We start from the raw sequence: 19,671 nt of genomic DNA, 5'->3' as shown, positions 1-19,671 counted from the left end.
ATGTCCTATATTTTTTGGGGATGCTGTTACTCTGTTTCTTTCAAATTAACTAAAAAAGTAAAAGTATTTTGAATAAAAGATATTTAAAAGGCATACGTGTAAGAATGAGGATGAAAAAGTAAGTGAAAGTTTACGGTATATTCCTCATGTAAAGGTTTTACTTGTCAAGTCAGATCAAACCCGCTAGGATAGTAATAGCATGATGTCTCATAAGTGGGGGAAATAGTATGGAAAAAGTTTTAACAGTAGAGAAAGCGCTTAATAACAATGTGGTCATTGCTAAAGATCATGTGTTAGATGAGGTCGTTTTAATCGGGAAGGGCATTGGCTTCAATCGTAAAAAGGGCGATCCAATCGGCCTGAATGATGCCGAAAAGACCTTTGTCCTATCTGACAAAAAAGAGATTGAACAGTATCAAACGTTAATTAGACATCAAGACCCAGAACTTATGGAATTTTTAAATGATATTATCTTTTATATAGAATCACGGATGGACCAGCCACTGAATGAACATATTCACGTGGCGTTAACGGATCACTTAAGCTTTGCGATTAAACGTGCAGGGGGAAACATTCAGTTTAGTAACCCGTTCTTATTTGAAATTGAATCGCTTTATGCGAAAGAGTTTCAAGTTGCTCACGATATCGTAGATAAAATTGATGAGAAGTTAGGCATTAAGTTTCCGGAAGGTGAAATCGGTTTTATTGCCCTGCACATTCATAGTGCTATTACCGATCGCCAGATACGGGACTTAAATAAGCACCATGAATTGATTGCCTTAATGGTGGAACTGATTGAAGATAACTTAAGTGTCACCATCAATAAAGGTGATGTGAACTATAACCGGTTACTGCAACATTTACACCGAGCGATTGACCGCGTGCATCAAGCGAATATCCTTGGAAAAGAACAAAATTTAAAAAATGTCTTGAAAATGACGTATCCCACATGCTATAATCTAGCCTGGAAGTTAGTTAAGGTTATGCAGAAGCAATTAAATAAACCCGTTGATGAGTCAGAAGTGCTTTATTTAACGATTCATCTGCAACGGCTTACAAATAAAATGTAAACGTGTTACTGATTCGATCAGGCATGAGTGAAAAAGCATTTTAAAGAGTAGCAAGACGTCTACCCTTTAGTGCCTTTTTACTCATGCCTTTTTGTTTTTCATCCTAGGCCGAAAAACGATTGAGTCAAAATAAAGCGCCTACATGTTAATTGCAAATGCGAAATAAAAAGGAGGAAATTTTTATGTCAAATTTATTTGGTACTTTACAAAAGATTGGTAAAGCCCTTATGTTGCCAGTTGCGTTACTACCTGCTGCTGGTATTTTACTTGCCTTTGGTGCAAGCTTTTCACAAGACACTTGGATTGAACGTTTCCCTTGGTTTGGAAATGACTCTGTCTTACTTATTTTAGAAGTTATGAACAAAGCCGGAGGGGTCGTTTTTGATAACTTGCCACTGCTCTTTGCGGTCGGTGTGGCAATCGGACTCTCTAAAGGTGACGGTGTTGCTGGTCTTGCGGCTATTATTGGTTACTTAATTATGAACGTCACCATGGGTGTTTTCGCAGGTGTGACACCGGATATGACGGAACTACCAGCCTATACACAAATGCTTGGTATTAATACGCTTCAAACAGGTGTGTTTGGTGGTATTATCGTCGGTGTCCTTGCTTCGTATATGTATAATAAGTTCTTTAATATTGAATTACCACCTTTCTTAGGTTTCTTTGCCGGTAAACGTTTCGTACCGATTATCACAGCGTTTACGTCACTGATTCTCGGTTTAGTGATGGTGTTTGTTTGGCCAATCGCTCAAGATGGTTTAAACGCACTTTCTCACTTAATGCTTGATACAAACCGTGCGGTATCAACATTTGTCTTTGGTGTGATTGAGCGGTCACTGATTCCTTTTGGTTTACACCACATTTTCTACTCACCATTCTGGTATGAATTTGGTGAATATATATCACAAGCTGGTGAAGTTGTCCGCGGGGATCAAACAATCTTCTTCGCCCAGTTAGCTGACGGTGTTAACTTTACTGCAGGTAACTTCATGACAGGTAAATTCCCATTCATGATGTTTGGTTTACCAGCTGCAGCACTCGCGATTTATCATACCGCACGTCCTGAAAAGAAAAAAGTTGTCGGTGGTTTAATGTTATCAGCGGCGTTAACGTCATTCTTAACAGGTATTACTGAACCATTAGAATTCTCATTCTTATTCGTGGCACCAGCTTTATTCGGTATTCACGCAGTATTTGCTGGTCTATCATTTATGACGATGTACTTACTTGATGTGAAAATCGGTATGACATTCTCGGGTGGTTTAATTGACTTTATTCTCTTTGGTGTGATGCCTAACCGTACCGAATGGTTCTGGGTGATTGTTGTTGGTTTAGTCTTCAGTGTCATCTACTACTTCGGTTTCCGTTTTGCGATTACGAAGTTTAACTTACAAACGCCAGGTCGTGAAGATGAAGATCAAAAAGAAACACAAGCAAGCAGTAAAGATGAGCGTCCCTTTGCGATTTTAGAAGCCATGGGTGGCGAGGAAAACATTTCAAACTTAGATGCATGTATTACACGTTTGCGTGTGAGTGTCAAAGATATCAAAAATGTTGATAAAAACCGTCTAAAAGAATTAGGTGCCAGTGGTGTGATGGAAGTCGGTAATAATATCCAAGCTATTTACGGACCAGTATCTGATACCATTCGTGGTCAAATGCAAGATATTATCGATGGTAAAACACCGCGTCCAGTTAAAGCAACAGAAGAAGTAACAAGTGCGGATGTTGACATGGACACACTTGACATCCAAAGTCCAATGACAGGTGACTTATTGCCAATTACTGAAGTACCTGACCAAGTCTTTTCACAAAAAATGATGGGTGACGGTTTTGCGATCAACCCAACCGTTGGTGAAGTAGCGAGTCCTGTCGATGGTAAAATCTTAAATATCTTCCCGACAAAACACGCGATTGGTATTGAAGCGGATAATGGTTTAGAAATCCTGATCCATATCGGTATTGATACAGTGAAGTTAGAAGGTAAAGGCTTTACGCAAATACTTGAAGAAGGTCAAACAGTGAAAAAAGGTGATGTGATCATGAAGATGGATCTTGACTATATCCGTGAACACGCGACATCAACGGTGACACCAATCATTTTCACTAACCTTAAAGAAGGACAAGCTGTCCACGTTTCAGAAAGTAAGATTGACAAAGGTCAATCAGGCTTCGCTCAATTAAGTTAAGATCTTTAGAGCACGTTGTGCTTTAAGATATATTTTTTCAGTATACCTTATTGAACGCTCTGTCCTTGCCATGGACAGGGCTTTTTTTTACATGTTTATGATATAATGGACCGTGAAGTGAAGTTGAGAGGAATGTCAGAATGAGTCAAACAGATAAAGAGATGGTCCGAGGAGCCATCATCTTAACGTATGCAGGTTTATTAAGCAAAGTGTTAAGTGCTTTTTACCGGATCCCGCTACAAAATATTACGGGAGATGTCGGGTTTTATATTTATCAACAAATCTACCCGTTTATCGGGATGATGACGATGATGATGTTGTATGGTTTACCGCAAAGTATTGCGGCGTTAGTTATTGAGAAACCTAAGATGAGACAATATAAACGACAGATGCGAATCTTTTTATACAGTGTCTGTTTTAGCTTGTTTATCGTGCTATTTATGATGGCGCCAATGATGAGTGAGTGGATGGGGGATGCCTCTCTTGTAAGCAGCTTACGAGTTGCCTTCTTATTGTTGTTTGTTTTACCAGAGCTTTCCTTACAGCGTGGATTAGACCAAGCGAATGGTTTTAGTAAACGGACAGCTATCTCGCAAGTGCTAGAACAATTGTTTCGAGTCAGTATCATTATTACCGGCGCCATCCTTGTCGTTCGCCTTAATCTGTCACTGTATGATATCGGTGTTGTGGCGAGTTTAGGAGCAATCACGGGAGGTTTGGTCGCGCTCATTTATTTTTATGTCCAAAAAAAACACGAGGTGGTCTTACCTGTTACGGAGAGTGAGGGAGATCACGTCTATCGTGAGCTTATGAAGCCGCTCTTCATCTACAGTGTCATTATCGCCATGAATCATATGATTTTACTACTGTTACAGTGGGTCGATGCCTTTACGTTAGTCGAACTTCTTCAACAACAAGGGGTTGATTTATTAGAGGCGAAGCAGTTAAAAGGTATTCTAGATCGTGCGCAGCCACTGAGTCAATTAGGGATTGTCGCTTCTAGCTCCATTACATTAGCCCTTGTTCCAGGCTTGTCACGAGCAACGAAAGCGAAGAATACGAAACGATTTATCCATTTAGCTGAGCTGGCTTATCGCTATGGGTTATACTTATCAGGTGCCGCGACGGTGGGATTGATTATCCTCATGCCTAAAGTTAACCTCGTCTTATTTAAAGATACAGCTGGAACGCTGAGCTTACAGCTCTTTGTTGTGGCGATTGTGTTTACGTCCCTTGCCATTATTATCTCAAGTATCCTACAAGCAATAGGCAAAGGACGCCAGGTTATTACGGCACTTGTAGGTGGCATGGTTGTAAAATATCTCGCCAATCAGTGGCTTGTGCCCATTTTTTTCTTGCCGGGTGCAGCTGTGAGTACCGTTCTTTCATCCTTAACGATTTTTATCGTTAACTATTACTTACTTAAACAACATTTAAAAGCGCCACTTCGTTTGCCGTTAATGGCTTTTATGGGTTCGCTTATGGTGCTTATGGTGAGTGTTTTAGGTTTAGACTATGTGTTGAGTCCATACTTATTTATGTCATCACGTTTTGCCCAGTTTATTTATTTACTAGGGTTGATTGCGGTGGGTGTCTTTGCCTATGGCTTATCATTAATAAAAACAGGAGCGATGACAACAGAAGAACGTGCTGAGTTGTTTTCGAAAAAAAAATAACATTGTGACGTTGTCGCAATTTACAAAGAGGAGAATATTAATGGGAAAGATACAGATATGTGGCTTAGGTGGCGGTGATTTAGATCAATTGTCTGTTGGTCTTTATCGCACACTAACAAATTATCAAGCCACGGTTTATACTCGAACAGATGATCACCCGGTTATTGAGACGCTAAAAAATGATGGCGTTCAGTTTGAATCATTTGATCATGTGTATACCGCACATGACAATTTTCAAGATGTGTATAGATCGATTAAAGATACCTTAGTTACCTTAGCTACTAAGAGGGATATTTTATATGCGGTGCCGGGGCACCCAATGCTCGCAGAAAAAACCGTTCAATTACTATTAGCGGACGATACCGTCGACGTTGAGATTATCGGGGGACAAAGTTATTTAGATGACTTGTTTAGAGCTGTGAAACTCGATCCAATTGAAGGTTTTACCTTTCTTGATGCGACAGATTTAACGCGGAGAGATATCAACTATCACCAACACTTAGTCTTTTGCCAAGTATATGACCAAATGATTGCTTCAGAGTTAAAGCTTACCTTAATGGAAGATTTACCGGATGATTATCCTGTTACCATTGTAGAAGCCGCTGGTGCAGCGTCAGAACGCATTGAGACAGTGCCACTCTATGATTTAGACCGCGCGGTTACGTTATCTAACTTAACGAGTGTTTACGTTAAGAGACCAGAAGACACACTCTTATCACATCGGTTTGATTATATAAGAGACGTGATTTACCGACTGAGAGCACCGGGTGGATGTCCGTGGGATCAGAAGCAAACTCATGAATCCCTGCGCCATCACTTGATTGAAGAAGCCTATGAGCTGATTGATGCGATTAATGAGGCTGATGATGACGGCATCATTGAAGAGCTTGGGGATGTGTTACTACAAGTATTACTTCATAGTCAAATTGGTGAAGACAACGGTTATTTCTCGGTGGATGATGTCATCCGTACGCTCTCAGAAAAAATGATCCGTCGCCATCCCCATGTGTTTGGCGATGTCATGGTATCCAGTGAAGCGGATGTGATAGAGAACTGGCAAGCCATTAAAGCAAAAGAAAAAACAGACCGTCAGTTAGTATTTGACCGCGTGCCAAAGTCAGCTAGTTCCATCGTAAAAGCAGAGGCCATTAGTAAAATCTTAGCTGAAATAGATGTTTCTCCTATTACCGTTGATCAGGCGCTGGTCGCTTATCGTGATAGCGACGCTGCGACAAAAGAACACAAGCTCGGCGCGCTTTTATTTGCGCTAATAGATGAAGCGCGCTATGATAAAGTGAAGAGTGATGTGGCACTAGAAAGTTACAATCAAGCCATTTTAAAAAAATATGGGAATTAAAAGAGTAACGTTTTCACTCATGGAGTGATAAACGAAGCACAAATTAAAGGAGGATGTACGATGCGCTTAGATAAATTTTTGAAAATCTCACGCTTAATCAAACGCCGAACACTCGCAAAAGAAGTAGCCGACCAAGGCCGAATTACCGTCAATGGTAATCAAGCAAAGGCATCAACCGCAGTAAAAGTGGAAGATGAACTTGTGATTACGTTTGGCCAAAAGATTCTAACCATCAAGATTGATGATTTAAGAGAAAATGTTAAAAAAGATGAAGCTCAGTCACTATATACGGTGATAAAAGATGAACCGGTAGCAAAAAAAGATCCATTTTAATTGTCTATTTACACCCCCTTGTGCATATCGTATAAGCATAAGGAGGGTGTTTTTATATGTTGGAAAACTATCCAGTAGACATGCACGAACAAAAAGAGCACAGTGTGACCATTTTAAATCGATCATTATTAAAAATGATTGGAGTAACCGATGTCGAAAGTTTTGATCCGAGTACATTCTTATTGAACACAGTGAAAGGCCATTGTTTAATTAAGGGGGAGAATTTGCAGTTAAAGACGTTGGATTTAAAAGCACGCCTGATTGAAGTGGAAGGTACCATTGTTGACGTGTCATATATGGATCACCAAGAAAAGAAATCTTGGTTTAGTCAATATTTTAAATAATGATTGTGGCAATCGTTGTTGTCACCTTGTTTGGTTGTTACTTAGCGATGAGTTTTCATATGGATCAACGTTTAAGAATGAAAGAAAGCGGGAAAATATTCCTCACCTTTTGTTTTTCTGTTAGCCTGTATCTATCCCATGCTCTTTTTTATATGTGGTTGCTCTATCTTATTAACGATGGTGAGCATCACGCTTATTTTATTGGATTTATTATCATAGGTGTGATGATATATGAACGGTGGTTATCGACGTGGGGGCATTATGTATTAGTGGTCGTTGTTGGGTGTGTACGCATCATCTTTTTTCTCTGCCACTTACCGTATGCTGTTATTAAAATAACGCTGATGGTAACGCTCAGATGCCTTACTTTTCCGTTCTTTATTCTCATACGGTATGCGGTAAACAAGCTCAAACAATCGAAGGTGAAGAGGGAAGAACTAACAAAAGATGCGACAAATGGCGGTTAAAGACACTGTAGAACCATGAAATGACAAGGGATTTGTCTGAATTAATCCGTAAAAAGGTGGATACATTTTTAATCAAACTATAGTACAATATATGTAAGTTGAAATAGGTAGGTAATGATTAAAGGAGGAGACAGCGATGGGCGAAAGAGATAATGTCAAACGCATTCGATCAAATTATATGAATAAGTACGATGCCAAACAAGAACGTTTCAGAAGAAGACAACGCCTCTTGCGTCGACGTCTCATGGTCTTTGGAATCATCTTCTTTATAACAATTGCCGCTTTTGCGCATGCTTACCTAGAAAAGCAATCACTTTATGCGAAAAAACAACAAGAATATGAACACTTGCAAGAAGAATTAGCCACTCTTCAGGAAGAAGAAACGTCCTTGCAGGAGGAGATTAATCTCTTACAAGATGAAGATTATGTCTTACGTATCGCAAAAACCAACTATTTTCTCACAAAAGAGGGCGAAATCATATTTAAATTAACAGAAGAGACGCCATCTTATTGACATTGTTTTCATTGCCTGGCTATAATATAGCTAGGTATTATATCTTTTTTTAATTCTTAAGGAGGAGCATTTTTTTTATGTCAATCGAAGTAGGCAAAAAGCTGCAGGGTAAGGTAACGGGAATCACAAATTTTGGTGCGTTCGTGGAATTGCCAGAAGGTAAAACAGGTCTGGTCCACATTAGTGAAGTTGCCGATAATTATGTGAAGGATATTAACGAACATTTATCAGTAGGAGACGAAGTGACCGTTAAAGTCCTTAACGTTGAATCTGATGGTAAAATTGGTTTATCGATTAAAAAGGCAAAGGATAACCCGGCACCAACTCGCCGTAAGCCAAATCATAGCCAACAAAAACCAACGCGGGAACGTCCAGAGAATTTCGAGTCGAAAATGAATCGCTTCTTAAAGGATTCAGAAGATCGTCTTGCATCATTAAAGAAACATACGGAATCTAAACGCGGTGGTCGCGGAGCGAAAAGAGGCTAACTCTTACGGTAAGCTTTGAGCTTAAAATATATCAGCCAAGTCATTGTTTCTCTAGTAGAAACAGCGGCGTGGCTGTTTTTATGTGAACTAAGAAGAAAGTCCCGAAAAATGTGTAAAAAATCGCTCGTCTATACTTTTGTGTTTAAAAAGTATAGATATGTGATATAATAAACATGTACGTGTGAACGTACATAAACTATCAAACTTAGGGGGAATTTCACATGAAATTCAAATTATTTTTAGCGATGATTTTATCTGTCGCACTTCTAGCTGCCTGTGGTTCAGACGATACAAGCTCTGATGACACGACAGACGAAGGTGCAGACACAACAACAGCAGCGTCATTTGCCGATGACGGTGAAGCACTGAAAGAAACAGCATCAGAAAACGGTACATGGATCATTATCCCAACACAAGACATGACAGTGGAGGGTGAACTTGTGGTTGCGGGTGAATTCCGTGATGGCGGCGAAGAAGATGGCGACATCTACCGTAAAATCGCAGCTTACACGCAAGATGATGAGCGTAACATTATTGACCAATGGACAATTACAACCGATCGTTTAGTTGTTCAAAGTGAAAACTTAAACTTCCAAGGTGGTATCCTTGAAGGTGATGTGTATGTTGAAGCTAACGGTTTCCAATTACACGAAACAGCAACTGTAACAGGTAACGTTGTCTTTGCGAATGCCGACTACGAAGCATCAGCTGCTTTAGATGGTACGGTTGAAGGCGAAGTATCAGTAGAAGAATAATCAATAAAAGTATTAAATGAAGAGCTTGGGGCTTCCTAAGCTCTTTTTAATTATTATTTTATCGTCTTTGTAAAACTTCATTATTAAAACAAGCATCCACAATCAAAAGAGATTGTGGACGCTTGTTTTGGTTAGAGTGAGTTAATTATTTATCGAATATAACTTATAAAGTGCGCTCTAACATATCGGTGATAATGTGTTTAAGGGTTGCTTTATAGTCACCTTCTGGTAACTTGCTTAAAGTGTTTAAAGCTTTTTTAGTGTAGCGTGCTGCCAGTTTTTGTGCAGCGATCACACCGCCTGTTTGATCAATAAGAGCTTTTAGCTCATGAATGGTCTCATCGCTAAAGGGTGTCTCTTTGTTTAGTAAGGCTCCCACCTTTTCTGGTTGTTGTTGGTAACTATAAATCAGTGGTAACGTATAAATACCTTGTCGAATATCAGCCATGACGGGTTTACCGACGTCTTTTGCATCACCTTTAACATCTAAAATATCATCAATGATTTGAAACGCCATCCCGATATATTTCCCCATATTATACGCACGCTGTCTATCGCGTAATGAGGCCCCACTTTCAGTAGCGCCGGTATAACAGCTTACCGCAAAGAGTTGCGCTGTTTTACCCGAAATACGTGATAGATAGCTCTTTACACTCTTCGGTGGAGTGAAGCGAGACTCTAACTGATCAAGTTCACCGATTAAGACTTTTTCCATACTACGGGCATTGTAATTGAGTAAGTTTAATTCTTCGGTATACTGTGACAACATGTTAAAGCAAATAGAAAAGAGATAGTCCCCGGCATAAATCGCATAGCGATTATCTTTTACTGTGTGTAAGGTAGGGATTTGTCGTCTTGTATCGGCTTGGTCAATCACATCATCATGGATAAGTGTGGCCATATGGAGGGTTTCTAATGCTGCCGCAAAAGCAATTGATTTATCACGGTCGTATTGATTCCCCATTTGACTTGTGAGTAAGGCAAAGACCGGACGTAGCATTTTGCCGTGATTATTCGTCACCTTTTTAATTTGTGCTTCAATTTGTTTGTTTTTTATTCGTATATGTTGACTGATTGTCTCTTCTACTGCCCGAAGATCATCGATGAGCGCCTCGTTATTTTGCCAAATCTGATAGGTAGTCATAATCTAACCTCTTTCATATCATCTATTTCAAGTGTTTTTAAGTCCATATAATAGTGCAGACGTTCGACGCGATGTAATAAATAGTGAGCGGCAATACCGGTCGCAATGCCTGTTAAAATACCGATTAGCGATAACACGGGTAAATAAAGCATCACACTAAAGGTATTGGCGACAAGACTAGCGACGACTAACTGACCGATGTTATGAAAAACAGCGCCAGTCGCGCTCACACCAATAATGCTGACTTTTGGTAAGTGTTTAACAAACAGCATCCCTAGAAAGCTTGCGAGTGCTCCCATCCCGCTATAGAGGAAGGTTGAGACTGTTCCTGCTAAAAGGGTTTGAAGCAATAAGCGTATCACGACCACTTTCATCGTGTCTTTTACCGGTAAGGTATATAACGCCATACAGGTAATAATATTTGCTAGACCAAGCTTTGCGCCTGGCGCAAAGAAAAAGGGTGAAGGAATCATTCGCTCAACTAAGCCGATAATAACAGCTTGGCTAGCGAGAAGGGCTATATAGACAAGTCGTTGATTGTTACTCATAGTGTAACCCCTTCGTGAAAATAAATGAGCTAATAATATCAATCTCTTGGTCATCTGTAGAATCTTTTGCGGTTATTTCAACGATGACTTTATGTGGGAGACAGACAATCGTCTCACCTGGTGAGTCAATCGCGCCTGAACGGACGCAGACTTGATCGTTACAATTAGCGTCGTGCATATGCACCTCACCATTTGATATGTTGATAGTATTATAGTGCCCGTCATCAGAATCAATCGTGATCTGTTCGGTGTCATCTATATCTGACAGGGCGATTTCGTGTAACACCGTTTGGTCTTTGGTGATGACAACAAAGCGTTCACCACCGGATGATTGTTGAGCATAAAAAACAGCAAAAGGAAGAAAAGAAATAACGATAAGCACAAGAATAATAAGAACATCGCTAACTGTTGCGAGTTTAAAAAAACGTGTCATTTCTATCCTTCCTTTCATTGTTTTCTCTATATTAATTGTATAGCCGAACCACAGATGTTTCAATCATTTCTACTTCATACCATAAAGGCGATAAAAGTAGAGTGCGATGGCCCTCTATGAAGAAAGCCATCGCAATTACATTATCTATTTAAGTGAGTGTTACTTCTTATGATCGGAGTAGATCGCTTTCGGTTCCCCGTACCAGAACTTGCTGAGTTTTGTTTGGATAAATGGAATCACCCAGTAGTCTAAACCAAACGTACGACCTGAGCCGTTAAGTAAGGCAATCGATGCTGGAAGTGCCCAAACTTTATCCCAACCGAGCATAGCTGTTAAAGTAAACATCACAAGGAAAGCAGCACTTGCAGCTGATGCTAACCAGGCGAATAAACCGGCAATTAAAGCTAAACCAATTGCAAGTTCAACGAAGACCATGGCTTTTTGAGCAAAAAGAGCTAACTCTTGTGTCGGTACAAAAATCTTCATAATCCATTCAAACCAGAACGGCATTTCAGAAAGAATAGGCTCTGCCCACTCACCGCTCGCACCAGCATCTGATGCCGCTGATGTTGCATCTTGTAACCAACCGAAGTTGATGTTAAGTGTATCAGACACTAACCATGAATCTTCACCAAGGCCAGTGAATAATTCACCGACTTTAGAAAAGCTAGATGTGGCTTCGTCCCACTTTGTTTTACCCCAAAGTTTAGAACCAGCTTCAACAATCCAGAAACCACCGACGAATATACGGAGTGGTATGCTCCATAAAACATTACCATAGCGTGTTAAGAAGTCACGGAAAATATTACGCTTATCTTTTGTATGGAAGAATTCGTGTTCAACATACTTGAACATATAGTAACCACTACCAATACCGAAGAAGTAGTAAAGGTTGACTAAGTGTTTAACAAAGTTAGCAAACCAACCACTTAAGTGTAAGCCCATTAAGTCAGCCACACCGTAACGTGCACCAATTGATACCATCACACCGTGGTATTTACCTTCATAGCCTACTTTTTCGCCACCTGTCATTTCAGCGATAATATTTTTCGCTGCGGTTGTCCCTGTTTGTTCTGCAGCTTCAACGATTTGTGGTGTTGGCTTACCTGGTTCTTCTTCGAAGTACGCTAAGTCACCAACAACATAGACGTTTTTATGAGCTTCTGATTGCATATATTTATTTACTTTTAAGCGGCCTGCGCGCGCTTGTTCTAAATCAAATGATTCTGTATCTGTATTAGCTTTAACCCCAGCAGTCCACGCAAGTGTATATGTTGGGATGACTTCGCCGCTTTGAAGCACGATTTCTGTTTCGCGTACTTCAACGATCGGTGAGTCTTTTAAGATTCTTACGCCATGTTTTTGCAAATAGTGTTCTGCTTTATCTGCATCACGACGCTCTAACATGTTAAGAATCGTCGGTGCTGCTTCAATGACATAAATCGTGATTTCTTCAGGATCAAGTTTATGGTCTTTTGCGAGACGACCTTTCCATTCAAGCAATTCACCCGCAAGTTCGATACCAGTAAAACCAGAACCACAAACAGTGAATGTTAACATGGCGCGGCGTGTTTTTTCATCATGTTCATTTGCTGCACGGTGCACCATTGTTTCAATCTGTTCACGCATTTTAACAGCATCTTCCCATGACCAAAGGGTAAAGCCGTGTTCTTTCACGCCAGGTGTACCAAAGTCATTTGGTTCCCCGCCCATACCTAAGATGAGGTAGTCAAAGTTAAATTCGCCTGTTTCAGTGATCACCTTTTTCTTGTCATGATCAACATGTGTGACGTTGTCTGTGACAAGATTCACTTTTGTTCGGTTAAATAAACGACGCAAGTCGAATTGAATCGCATCAGGCTCCACGCGGTGTGCAGCAACCTCGTGTAATTCTGTCATCATTGTGTGGTACGAGTGACGGTCGATTAGTGTAATCGTCACATCGTCGTCTTTTTTAAACTTCTTAGCTAACTTCTTCGCCGCATGAACACCCGCATACCCGGCGCCAATCAAGACGATATCTTTTTTAGCCATACGCTCACTCTCCTAATATATATATTTGTTTCAAATTAAAAATTTGTTGTGAATACTTGAACAACCGTTACCTATTCTAACGCCATTTTTGTCGGATGTCTAGGGCTTTTGAAAGATTTTATAAGAAAATATATAAAAAGTATAGATTTTCACATACTTATATACATATGTTGAATTGTGTCGACTTAAAAAGTGAGAATCTTCATTAATATGTCATTATTTAAATAATATCAACGATGCGCTCTTTCACTGAATTTATATAGAGAACATAATTAAACGACTCATACGCCCTGATAAGGTTATGAAGATAGCGAGATGGTGATTAAAGCAATTAATTATACAAAATAGTTGTCAAAGTATTCACATTGACAAGAAAAACCGCTAGAATAGTAAAGGAAAACCATCACATAGAGTAGGACTGTCTATTATTTTGGTTATTAGCACGTTTCACGTAAAGCAAATGACTGGCACTTATACAGTCCATTCGTTAAGATATAGACTTGTGATAATATTCACAGAAAAACAGCTACATGAAAGAGGGATGAAGATGATGCGATTGAGACGCAACAAGTTAATGAGTTTGTTACTGTTAACCGTCTTATTGTTATCGGCTTGCGGTAATGATGATGGATTATTAGATAGCCCAATAAAAGAAACAGGTTTTGTGTTAGGGACGGTCGTCAATCTATCGGTGTATGATGAAGGAAAAGAAGCGGCTGTATCAGGTGCCTTTGATTTGATTTCGGACTGGGAAGCAGTATTAAGCGATGAAGTCGCGACATCTGAAGTCAGTGCGATTAACAAAAATGCTGGTAAGGAGCCGGTGAAAGTCTCTGAGCCTGTCTTTAACTTAGTGAAAGAGGCGATTCACTATGGTGAGTTATCTAACGGTGGATTTGATGTGACAACCGGTCCATTAACGAATTTGTGGCGGATCGGTTATGACGATGCTAGAAAGCCGTCTCAAGCAGAGATTGATGATACGTTACCGATCGTGGACTATACGAAGATTGAACTGGATGAAACCAATCAAACGGTCTATTTACCATCAGAAAATATGGAACTTGACCTCGGAGGTATCGCAAAAGGCTTTATTGCCGATGAAGTTGTGAAGTATTTTGACGCGGAAGATGTGACCACAGCGATTATTGACCTTGGTGGTAATGTGTACGTAAAAGGCAACCGACCATCAGGTGAAGAGTGGACAGTTGGTGTTCAAAATCCTTATTTAGGACGTGGACAATTGCTTGGTCGTATTCGGGCAAGTGATCTATCCGTCGTAACGTCAGGTATCTATGAGCGTTATCTAGAAGTTGATGGCGAACAGTATCATCATATCCTTGATCCAAAGACGGGTTACCCATATGATAATGAGATTGCGGGAGTTACAATCGTGAGCGAAACGTCAGTGGCAGGTGATGCGTTATCAACTTCTGTTTTTAGTTTAGGTTTAGATGACGGACTTGCACTTATTGAAACATTGGAAGATGTTGAAGCGGTGTTTGTCACAAAAGATAAACGAATTGTGCTATCCAGTGGATTAACCAATCAATTTGAAGTGTTAAATGAAAATTTTGAAACAAATGAGTCGTGAGAGAAAAAGGAGAGCGAAATATGACGATACCTACATTTTTAAAACTTGTTGAAATCCAAACGAAAATTGCGAGTGTGTTTCCGTTTTTAATTGGAATCTTATTCGTCTGGCTACGCTTTGATAGCTTTGATGTGGTGAATACCTTGATTTTCTTTATCGCGATGTTACTGTTTGATTTAACAACGACGGCGATTAATAATTTTATGGATTATCTAAAAGCAACCTCAGATGAATACCGAAAAGAACGCAACGTTATCGGTCAAGAAAATATTCCGACAACGCTTGTTTTTCAAACGATTATTACCATGCTCGTGATAGCGAGTGGATTAGGTATTTGGTTGACGGTGAGAACGGATTTATTCGTCTTAGTCATTGGGGCTATTTGTTTTGCGATTGGCATTTTTTATACGTTCGGTCCCATCCCCTTGTCACGTATGCCACTCGGAGAAGTTTTCTCAGGCTTTACGATGGGCTTTGGGATTATCTTTTTAGCTGTTTATATTAATGCTTATGACCAAGGTATTGTTCACTTAGGCTTTGACGGCGCAACGTTACAGTTTGAAGCGAACTTGATTTATTTATTAGAAATTCTGTTGATTAGCTTACCGAGCGTACTAACAATCGCGAATCTGATGCTTGCTAACAACATTTGCGATTTAGAAGAAGACATTAGTAATTATCGTTTCACGCTCCCTTACTATATCGGTAAGGACGCTGCGGTGAAATTATTCAATGTCCTTTATCTGTTAAGTTTTGTGGCGATTATTGCAGCAGTAGCGTTACAAATTGTGCCGGTTGTTGTGCTTATTAGTCTGATTAGTTTTTATCCTGTCTTAAAACATGTCCAGTTATTTAATAAAAAACAGATTAAACAAGAAACGTTTGTCGTATCGGTGAAAAACTTAGTGATTGTCAATGGTGCACTTGTGGCGAGCTTTTTATTGGCGTTATTCATATAATATTTTACGATATTGTTTAAGAAAAGATTACTTTCCAGGCTTGACGTCTATCAAGCGGCTATAAATAAATCTAAGAAAGGGGTGAGACATCTTGAGAAAAACAGTTTTAAAAGTGACCAACGGTTATTACCGTTATGATAAACGTTATGAGGACTATCAGTTAGAAAATATCAACTTATCACTCTTTGAGGGTGAATGGATCAGTTTGATTGGTGATAATGGTTCGGGAAAATCCACCCTTGCGAAAGTGTTATCAGGGCTTTATCACTTAGACCGAGGAACGGTATTTCTCAACGGTGTCTTACTCGCGGAAGAGACGTTACCGTTATTCAGAAAAACAGTGGGTGTCGTGTTTCAAAATCCAGATCATCAGTTTATCGGTACGTCGGTCGAAGATGATGTTGCGTTTAGCTTAGAAAACCAACAGATTGCCAGGACTGAAATGAAGTGCCGGGTAGAAAAGGCGCTAAGAGATGTTGACATGTGGGACTTAAAAACCGAGGACCCGACCAGTCTTTCCGGTGGTCAAAAACAGCGGGTACAAATTGCAGGACTATTAGCGATGCAACCAGATGTGATGATCTTTGATGAGGCGTTTGTCATGCTGGACCCATATAGTCGGCGTGACTTATTACACTTACTACGTGATTTGAAAGAAACGTATCCACTCACGATTATCTCGATTACCCATGACCCAGAAGAAGTTGAGCATAGTGATCGTGTGATTGTGATGGAAGAAGCCAAGCTGAAAGATGACGGGACAGTGGCGGATATTTATCAACGTAACCACAGTCTAGCGCCACCGCCAAGTGAGGCGCTACACCGGTTGTTGATTGAGAAAAATCATGCATTAAAAGAAGGATTTATGTCACAAGCGGACATGGTGAAGCACTTATGCACATAACTTTTAATCGCGTCAGTGCCAATTATCAACTAGGTCCGATTAAACGGGCAAATATTTTGACAGACTTATCGGCAGAAGTTAAGCCGGGTTCATTTACGGCTGTTATTGGTCCAACCGGTGCCGGAAAGTCCAGTCTACTCAAACTCATTAATGGCTTGTTGTTACCGAGTGTGGGCGAAGTCAGTGTCGGTGAGGTTGTGTTTACCTCTAAAGCGTCAAAACAAGCGTTAAAACAAGTGCGAAAACGCGTTGGAATGGCTTTTCAATTCCCAGAACATCAATTGTTTGCCGAGACGGTTTATGAAGACTTAGCTTTTGGTCCACGTAACTTTCATATGACAGACAGCGAGATTGACGCAACCGTCAAGCATGTGTGTCAGTTAACAGGGATTGATCAATCGCTCCTTGAGCGGTCACCTTTTAGTCTTTCGGGTGGACAACAACGCCGTGTGGCGATTGCGGGGATTCTTGCGACGAAGCCAGATATCCTTGTGTTAGATGAACCAGCCGCTGGGCTAGACCCAGCAGCAAAAAAACAGATTCTAGAGATGTTATCTAACTTACACAGAACAGAGAAGTTAACGACACTCATGGTGACTCATGACATGGATGACGTTGTTCATTATGCCGATGATGTTATCGTGATGGCGGAAGGTCAAATTAAGGCCCACTTAGACGTGCGGTCATTGTTTGCTGATCAAGATTTACTGGACCGCTATCAGTTAGACGTCCCTACGGCTCTCTCGCTTCAACAACAATTGGAACAGGCGAAAGGTGAGCGGTTAAATAATCGGTCACTGACATTAACAGAGCTGGCTGATAACTTAATTGAGGAGGGATGGGTATGAATCGACTTATTATTGGGCGTTATTTCCCGGGAAATTCACTGATTCATCAACTTGATCCGCGGTTTAAGCTCATCTTTGTGCTCTATTTTATCGGCTTATTATTCTTTTTAGACGGTATGATTCTACAAGCCATCTTTTTTATTCTCACTCTCGTGATTATGGTGTCAACGGGCGTTTCGCTTAAGACGTATGTACGCGGGGTCAGACCGCTCATCTGGCTGATTCTGTTTGCGACGATACTAAGAATTGTGACAACACGTGGAGGAGCCATCTATTATGAAGCGGGGTTTCTCACGCTATCGGAATTTGGTCTTGTGAGCGGAGCGTATACGTTCTTACGCTTTGTTGAGATGATTTTTATTTCGACCGTTCTTACATTAACGACCAAACCGATCGATTTAACGGATGCGATTTACTTCTTGTTAAAACCGCTCCGGTATCTTTATGTCCCTGTGGAAGAATTAAGCCTCATGCTGTCGATTGCGCTTCGGTTTATCCCGAATTTATTAGACGAGACAGAAAAGGTCATGAATGCGCAAAAAGCACGCGGCATGGTGTTTGGTGAAGGTAATCTACTAGAACAGATGAAAGCTCTCACCCCGCTCGTCTTGCCACTCTTTGCCCACTCACTAAAACGAGCAGAAGATATGGCAGATGTGCTTGAGGTGAAAGGTTATAAAAGCGGGGCCAAACGTACCCATTACCGAGCCTTAACGTGGCAAGTAAAAGATACGTTAGGTGTCGGTTTGTTAGTAGTTTTAACATTCGTCGTAATGACGATTAATGTCTTCGGATGATCAATGAAAAGATGAAAGAAGTGAAAAGCTGAATGAGAGATTCATTGGCTTTTTCTTTTTTGGTATTTTTAAAGCGATTGAATTGATAATGTCACAGGAGTCATGATATAACTAGATAGAAAAACGAACGCTCGACAGATAAATAACATGTCGTGTGTCTTGAATAGAAAGGGTTTTAACATGAAAGAAAACTTTTGGCGGGATTTACCGCGACCGTTTTTTATATTAGCACCAATGGAAGACGTCACCGATGTCGTGTTTCGACATGTCGTCAGTGAAGCGGCACGTCCAGATGTCTTTTTCACTGAATTCACTAATACTGTGAGTTATTGTCATCCTGAAGGAAAAGAAAGTGTCAGAGGTCGGTTAACCTTCACGGAAGATGAACAACCGATGGTGGCTCACATTTGGGGCGATGAACCGAAGTATTTTAAACAAATGAGCTTAGGTCTAGCAGAAGCTGGTTTTAAAGGGATTGATATTAACATGGGTTGCCCTGTCGCAAATGTTGCGACAAAAGGAAAGGGCTCTGGTCTCATCAATCATCCTGAGAAAGCAGCGGCCATTATTGACGCAACAAAAGCGGGTGGTTTACCTGTCAGTGTGAAGACGCGCATCGGTTATACCGATGTAGAAGAATTGCGCGGGTGGTTAACCCATATTTTAAAACAAGACATTGTTAATTTGTCGATCCACTTACGTACGCGCAAGGAAATGAGTGATGTGGATGCGCACTGGGAGCTGATTCCTGACATTATGCAACTGCGCGATGAAGTAGCACCGGACACCTTAATCACCATTAATGGCGATATTCTTGACCGACAGATGGGCTTAGAACTCGTTGAGAAATACGGCGTTGATGGGGTGATGATAGGTCGAGGTATTTTTAAAAATCCATTTGCGTTTGAAGTAGAAAAGAAAGAACACGACTACAAAGAGTTCCTCCATTTATTACATCGTCATTTAGATTTATTTGATTACTATTCAAGCATAGAAGACCGCTCTTTCAAACCACTGCGTCGTTTTTTTAAGATTTATGTCCGTGGTTTTAGAGGGGCAAGTGACTTACGCAATCAGTTGATGACGACGCATACGACAGAGGAAGTACGAGACATCTTAAAACAGTATGACCAAGTAGAAAATTAAATGCCTATGACAATACCCTTCGCTCCTATATGGATCGGAGGGTTCTTTTTATTTTTATCGATAGCCTT

The 19,671-nt window shown here is 40.4% G+C and carries 20 protein-coding genes; 16 read left to right on the top strand and 4 right to left on the bottom strand.

Annotated features, from left to right (window positions below):
* Positions 1-227 precede the first annotated feature (227 nt).
* The 10 genes from glcT (at position 228) to BM390_RS09855 (ending at position 9,196) form a co-directional block, all read left to right on the top strand.
* On the top strand, positions 228-1,070 hold the full coding sequence (gene glcT, locus BM390_RS09900; RefSeq protein ID WP_062321660.1) for a glucose PTS transporter transcription antiterminator GlcT: 843 nt from the start codon (positions 228-230) through the stop codon (positions 1,068-1,070).
* Between the two features lie 182 nt (positions 1,071-1,252).
* Positions 1,253-3,262, top strand: coding sequence for a glucose-specific PTS transporter subunit IIBC (ptsG, locus tag BM390_RS09895; protein ID WP_089854587.1), 2,010 nt, complete (start codon positions 1,253-1,255; stop codon positions 3,260-3,262).
* A gap of 140 nt (positions 3,263-3,402) precedes the next feature.
* Positions 3,403-4,938: a putative polysaccharide biosynthesis protein gene (locus BM390_RS09890; RefSeq protein ID WP_089854584.1), complete on the top strand. Its 1,536-nt coding sequence runs from the start codon at positions 3,403-3,405 to the stop codon at positions 4,936-4,938.
* A 40-nt stretch (positions 4,939-4,978) separates the two neighbouring features.
* A complete protein-coding gene (locus BM390_RS09885) occupies positions 4,979-6,295 on the top strand; it encodes a MazG family protein (protein WP_082394494.1) in 1,317 nt (438 codons plus the stop codon).
* Between the two features lie 60 nt (positions 6,296-6,355).
* Positions 6,356-6,628, top strand: a complete 273-nt coding sequence (locus BM390_RS09880; protein ID WP_062321656.1) for an RNA-binding S4 domain-containing protein — start codon at positions 6,356-6,358, stop codon at positions 6,626-6,628.
* Positions 6,629-6,684: 56 nt separating this feature from the next.
* A complete protein-coding gene (locus BM390_RS09875) occupies positions 6,685-6,972 on the top strand; it encodes a YabP/YqfC family sporulation protein (protein ID WP_062321654.1) in 288 nt (95 codons plus the stop codon).
* On the top strand, positions 6,972-7,439 hold the full coding sequence (gene yabQ, locus BM390_RS09870; RefSeq protein ID WP_143103170.1) for a spore cortex biosynthesis protein YabQ: 468 nt from the start codon (positions 6,972-6,974) through the stop codon (positions 7,437-7,439). The genes BM390_RS09875 and yabQ overlap by 1 nt, the downstream gene beginning before the upstream one ends.
* A 136-nt stretch (positions 7,440-7,575) precedes the next feature.
* Positions 7,576-7,953 carry an FtsB family cell division protein gene (locus tag BM390_RS09865; protein WP_062321651.1) on the top strand — a complete coding sequence of 126 codons (378 nt, stop codon included), beginning with the start codon at positions 7,576-7,578 and terminating at the stop codon, positions 7,951-7,953.
* A gap of 77 nt (positions 7,954-8,030) precedes the next feature.
* Positions 8,031-8,441: a S1 domain-containing RNA-binding protein gene (locus tag BM390_RS09860; RefSeq protein WP_062321649.1), complete on the top strand. Its 411-nt coding sequence runs from the start codon at positions 8,031-8,033 to the stop codon at positions 8,439-8,441.
* Positions 8,442-8,662: 221 nt separating this feature from the next.
* Positions 8,663-9,196 (top strand): polymer-forming cytoskeletal protein, encoded by a 534-nt coding sequence (locus BM390_RS09855; RefSeq protein WP_062321647.1) that lies wholly within the window; start codon positions 8,663-8,665, stop codon positions 9,194-9,196.
* Positions 9,197-9,359: 163 nt separating this feature from the next.
* On the opposite strand, the gene BM390_RS09850 is transcribed toward BM390_RS09855, so the two are convergent.
* The 4 genes from BM390_RS09850 to BM390_RS09835 all read right to left on the bottom strand — a co-directional run bounded on the left by BM390_RS09850 (position 9,360) and on the right by BM390_RS09835 (position 13,355).
* Positions 9,360-10,340: a polyprenyl synthetase family protein gene (locus tag BM390_RS09850; RefSeq protein ID WP_062321645.1), complete on the bottom strand. Its 981-nt coding sequence runs from the start codon at positions 10,338-10,340 to the stop codon at positions 9,360-9,362.
* The gene (locus tag BM390_RS09845) at positions 10,337-10,888 is read right to left on the bottom strand and encodes a Gx transporter family protein (protein WP_062321643.1); all 552 of its coding nucleotides are present in this window, start codon (positions 10,886-10,888) and stop codon (positions 10,337-10,339) included. The genes BM390_RS09850 and BM390_RS09845 overlap by 4 nt, the downstream gene beginning before the upstream one ends.
* Positions 10,881-11,321 (bottom strand): NusG domain II-containing protein, encoded by a 441-nt coding sequence (locus BM390_RS09840; RefSeq protein WP_062321641.1) that lies wholly within the window; start codon positions 11,319-11,321, stop codon positions 10,881-10,883. The genes BM390_RS09845 and BM390_RS09840 overlap by 8 nt, the downstream gene beginning before the upstream one ends.
* A gap of 159 nt (positions 11,322-11,480) precedes the next feature.
* Positions 11,481-13,355, bottom strand: a complete 1,875-nt coding sequence (locus tag BM390_RS09835; RefSeq protein WP_062321638.1) for an NAD(P)/FAD-dependent oxidoreductase — start codon at positions 13,353-13,355, stop codon at positions 11,481-11,483.
* Positions 13,356-13,911: 556 nt separating this feature from the next.
* On the opposite strand from BM390_RS09835, the gene BM390_RS09830 reads away from it, so the two are divergent.
* From BM390_RS09830 to BM390_RS09805, 6 genes are all read left to right on the top strand, one after another.
* Entirely contained in the window at positions 13,912-14,949 is a 1,038-nt protein-coding gene (locus tag BM390_RS09830) for an FAD:protein FMN transferase (RefSeq protein ID WP_062321704.1), read from the top strand.
* Positions 14,950-14,969: 20 nt separating this feature from the next.
* Positions 14,970-15,908, top strand: a complete 939-nt coding sequence (menA, locus tag BM390_RS09825; RefSeq protein WP_062321636.1) for a 1,4-dihydroxy-2-naphthoate polyprenyltransferase — start codon at positions 14,970-14,972, stop codon at positions 15,906-15,908.
* Positions 15,909-15,999: 91 nt separating this feature from the next.
* Positions 16,000-16,812, top strand: a complete 813-nt coding sequence (locus BM390_RS09820; RefSeq protein WP_062321634.1) for an energy-coupling factor transporter ATPase — start codon at positions 16,000-16,002, stop codon at positions 16,810-16,812.
* Positions 16,803-17,660 carry an energy-coupling factor transporter ATPase gene (locus tag BM390_RS09815; protein ID WP_062321632.1) on the top strand — a complete coding sequence of 286 codons (858 nt, stop codon included), beginning with the start codon at positions 16,803-16,805 and terminating at the stop codon, positions 17,658-17,660. Before BM390_RS09820 ends, BM390_RS09815 begins: the two co-directional genes overlap by 10 nt.
* Entirely contained in the window at positions 17,657-18,457 is an 801-nt protein-coding gene (locus BM390_RS09810) for an energy-coupling factor transporter transmembrane component T family protein (protein ID WP_062321631.1), read from the top strand. Before BM390_RS09815 ends, BM390_RS09810 begins: the two co-directional genes overlap by 4 nt.
* A gap of 180 nt (positions 18,458-18,637) precedes the next feature.
* Positions 18,638-19,603 carry a tRNA dihydrouridine synthase gene (locus BM390_RS09805; protein WP_062321629.1) on the top strand — a complete coding sequence of 322 codons (966 nt, stop codon included), beginning with the start codon at positions 18,638-18,640 and terminating at the stop codon, positions 19,601-19,603.
* Positions 19,604-19,671: the final 68 nt, after the last annotated feature.

Origin of the sequence: Halolactibacillus miurensis, from assembly GCF_900116255.1 — a bacterium.
GTDB classification, from domain to species: domain Bacteria; phylum Bacillota; class Bacilli; order Bacillales; family Amphibacillaceae; genus Halolactibacillus; species Halolactibacillus miurensis.
This window is presented reverse-complemented; position numbering and strand designations above follow the sequence as displayed.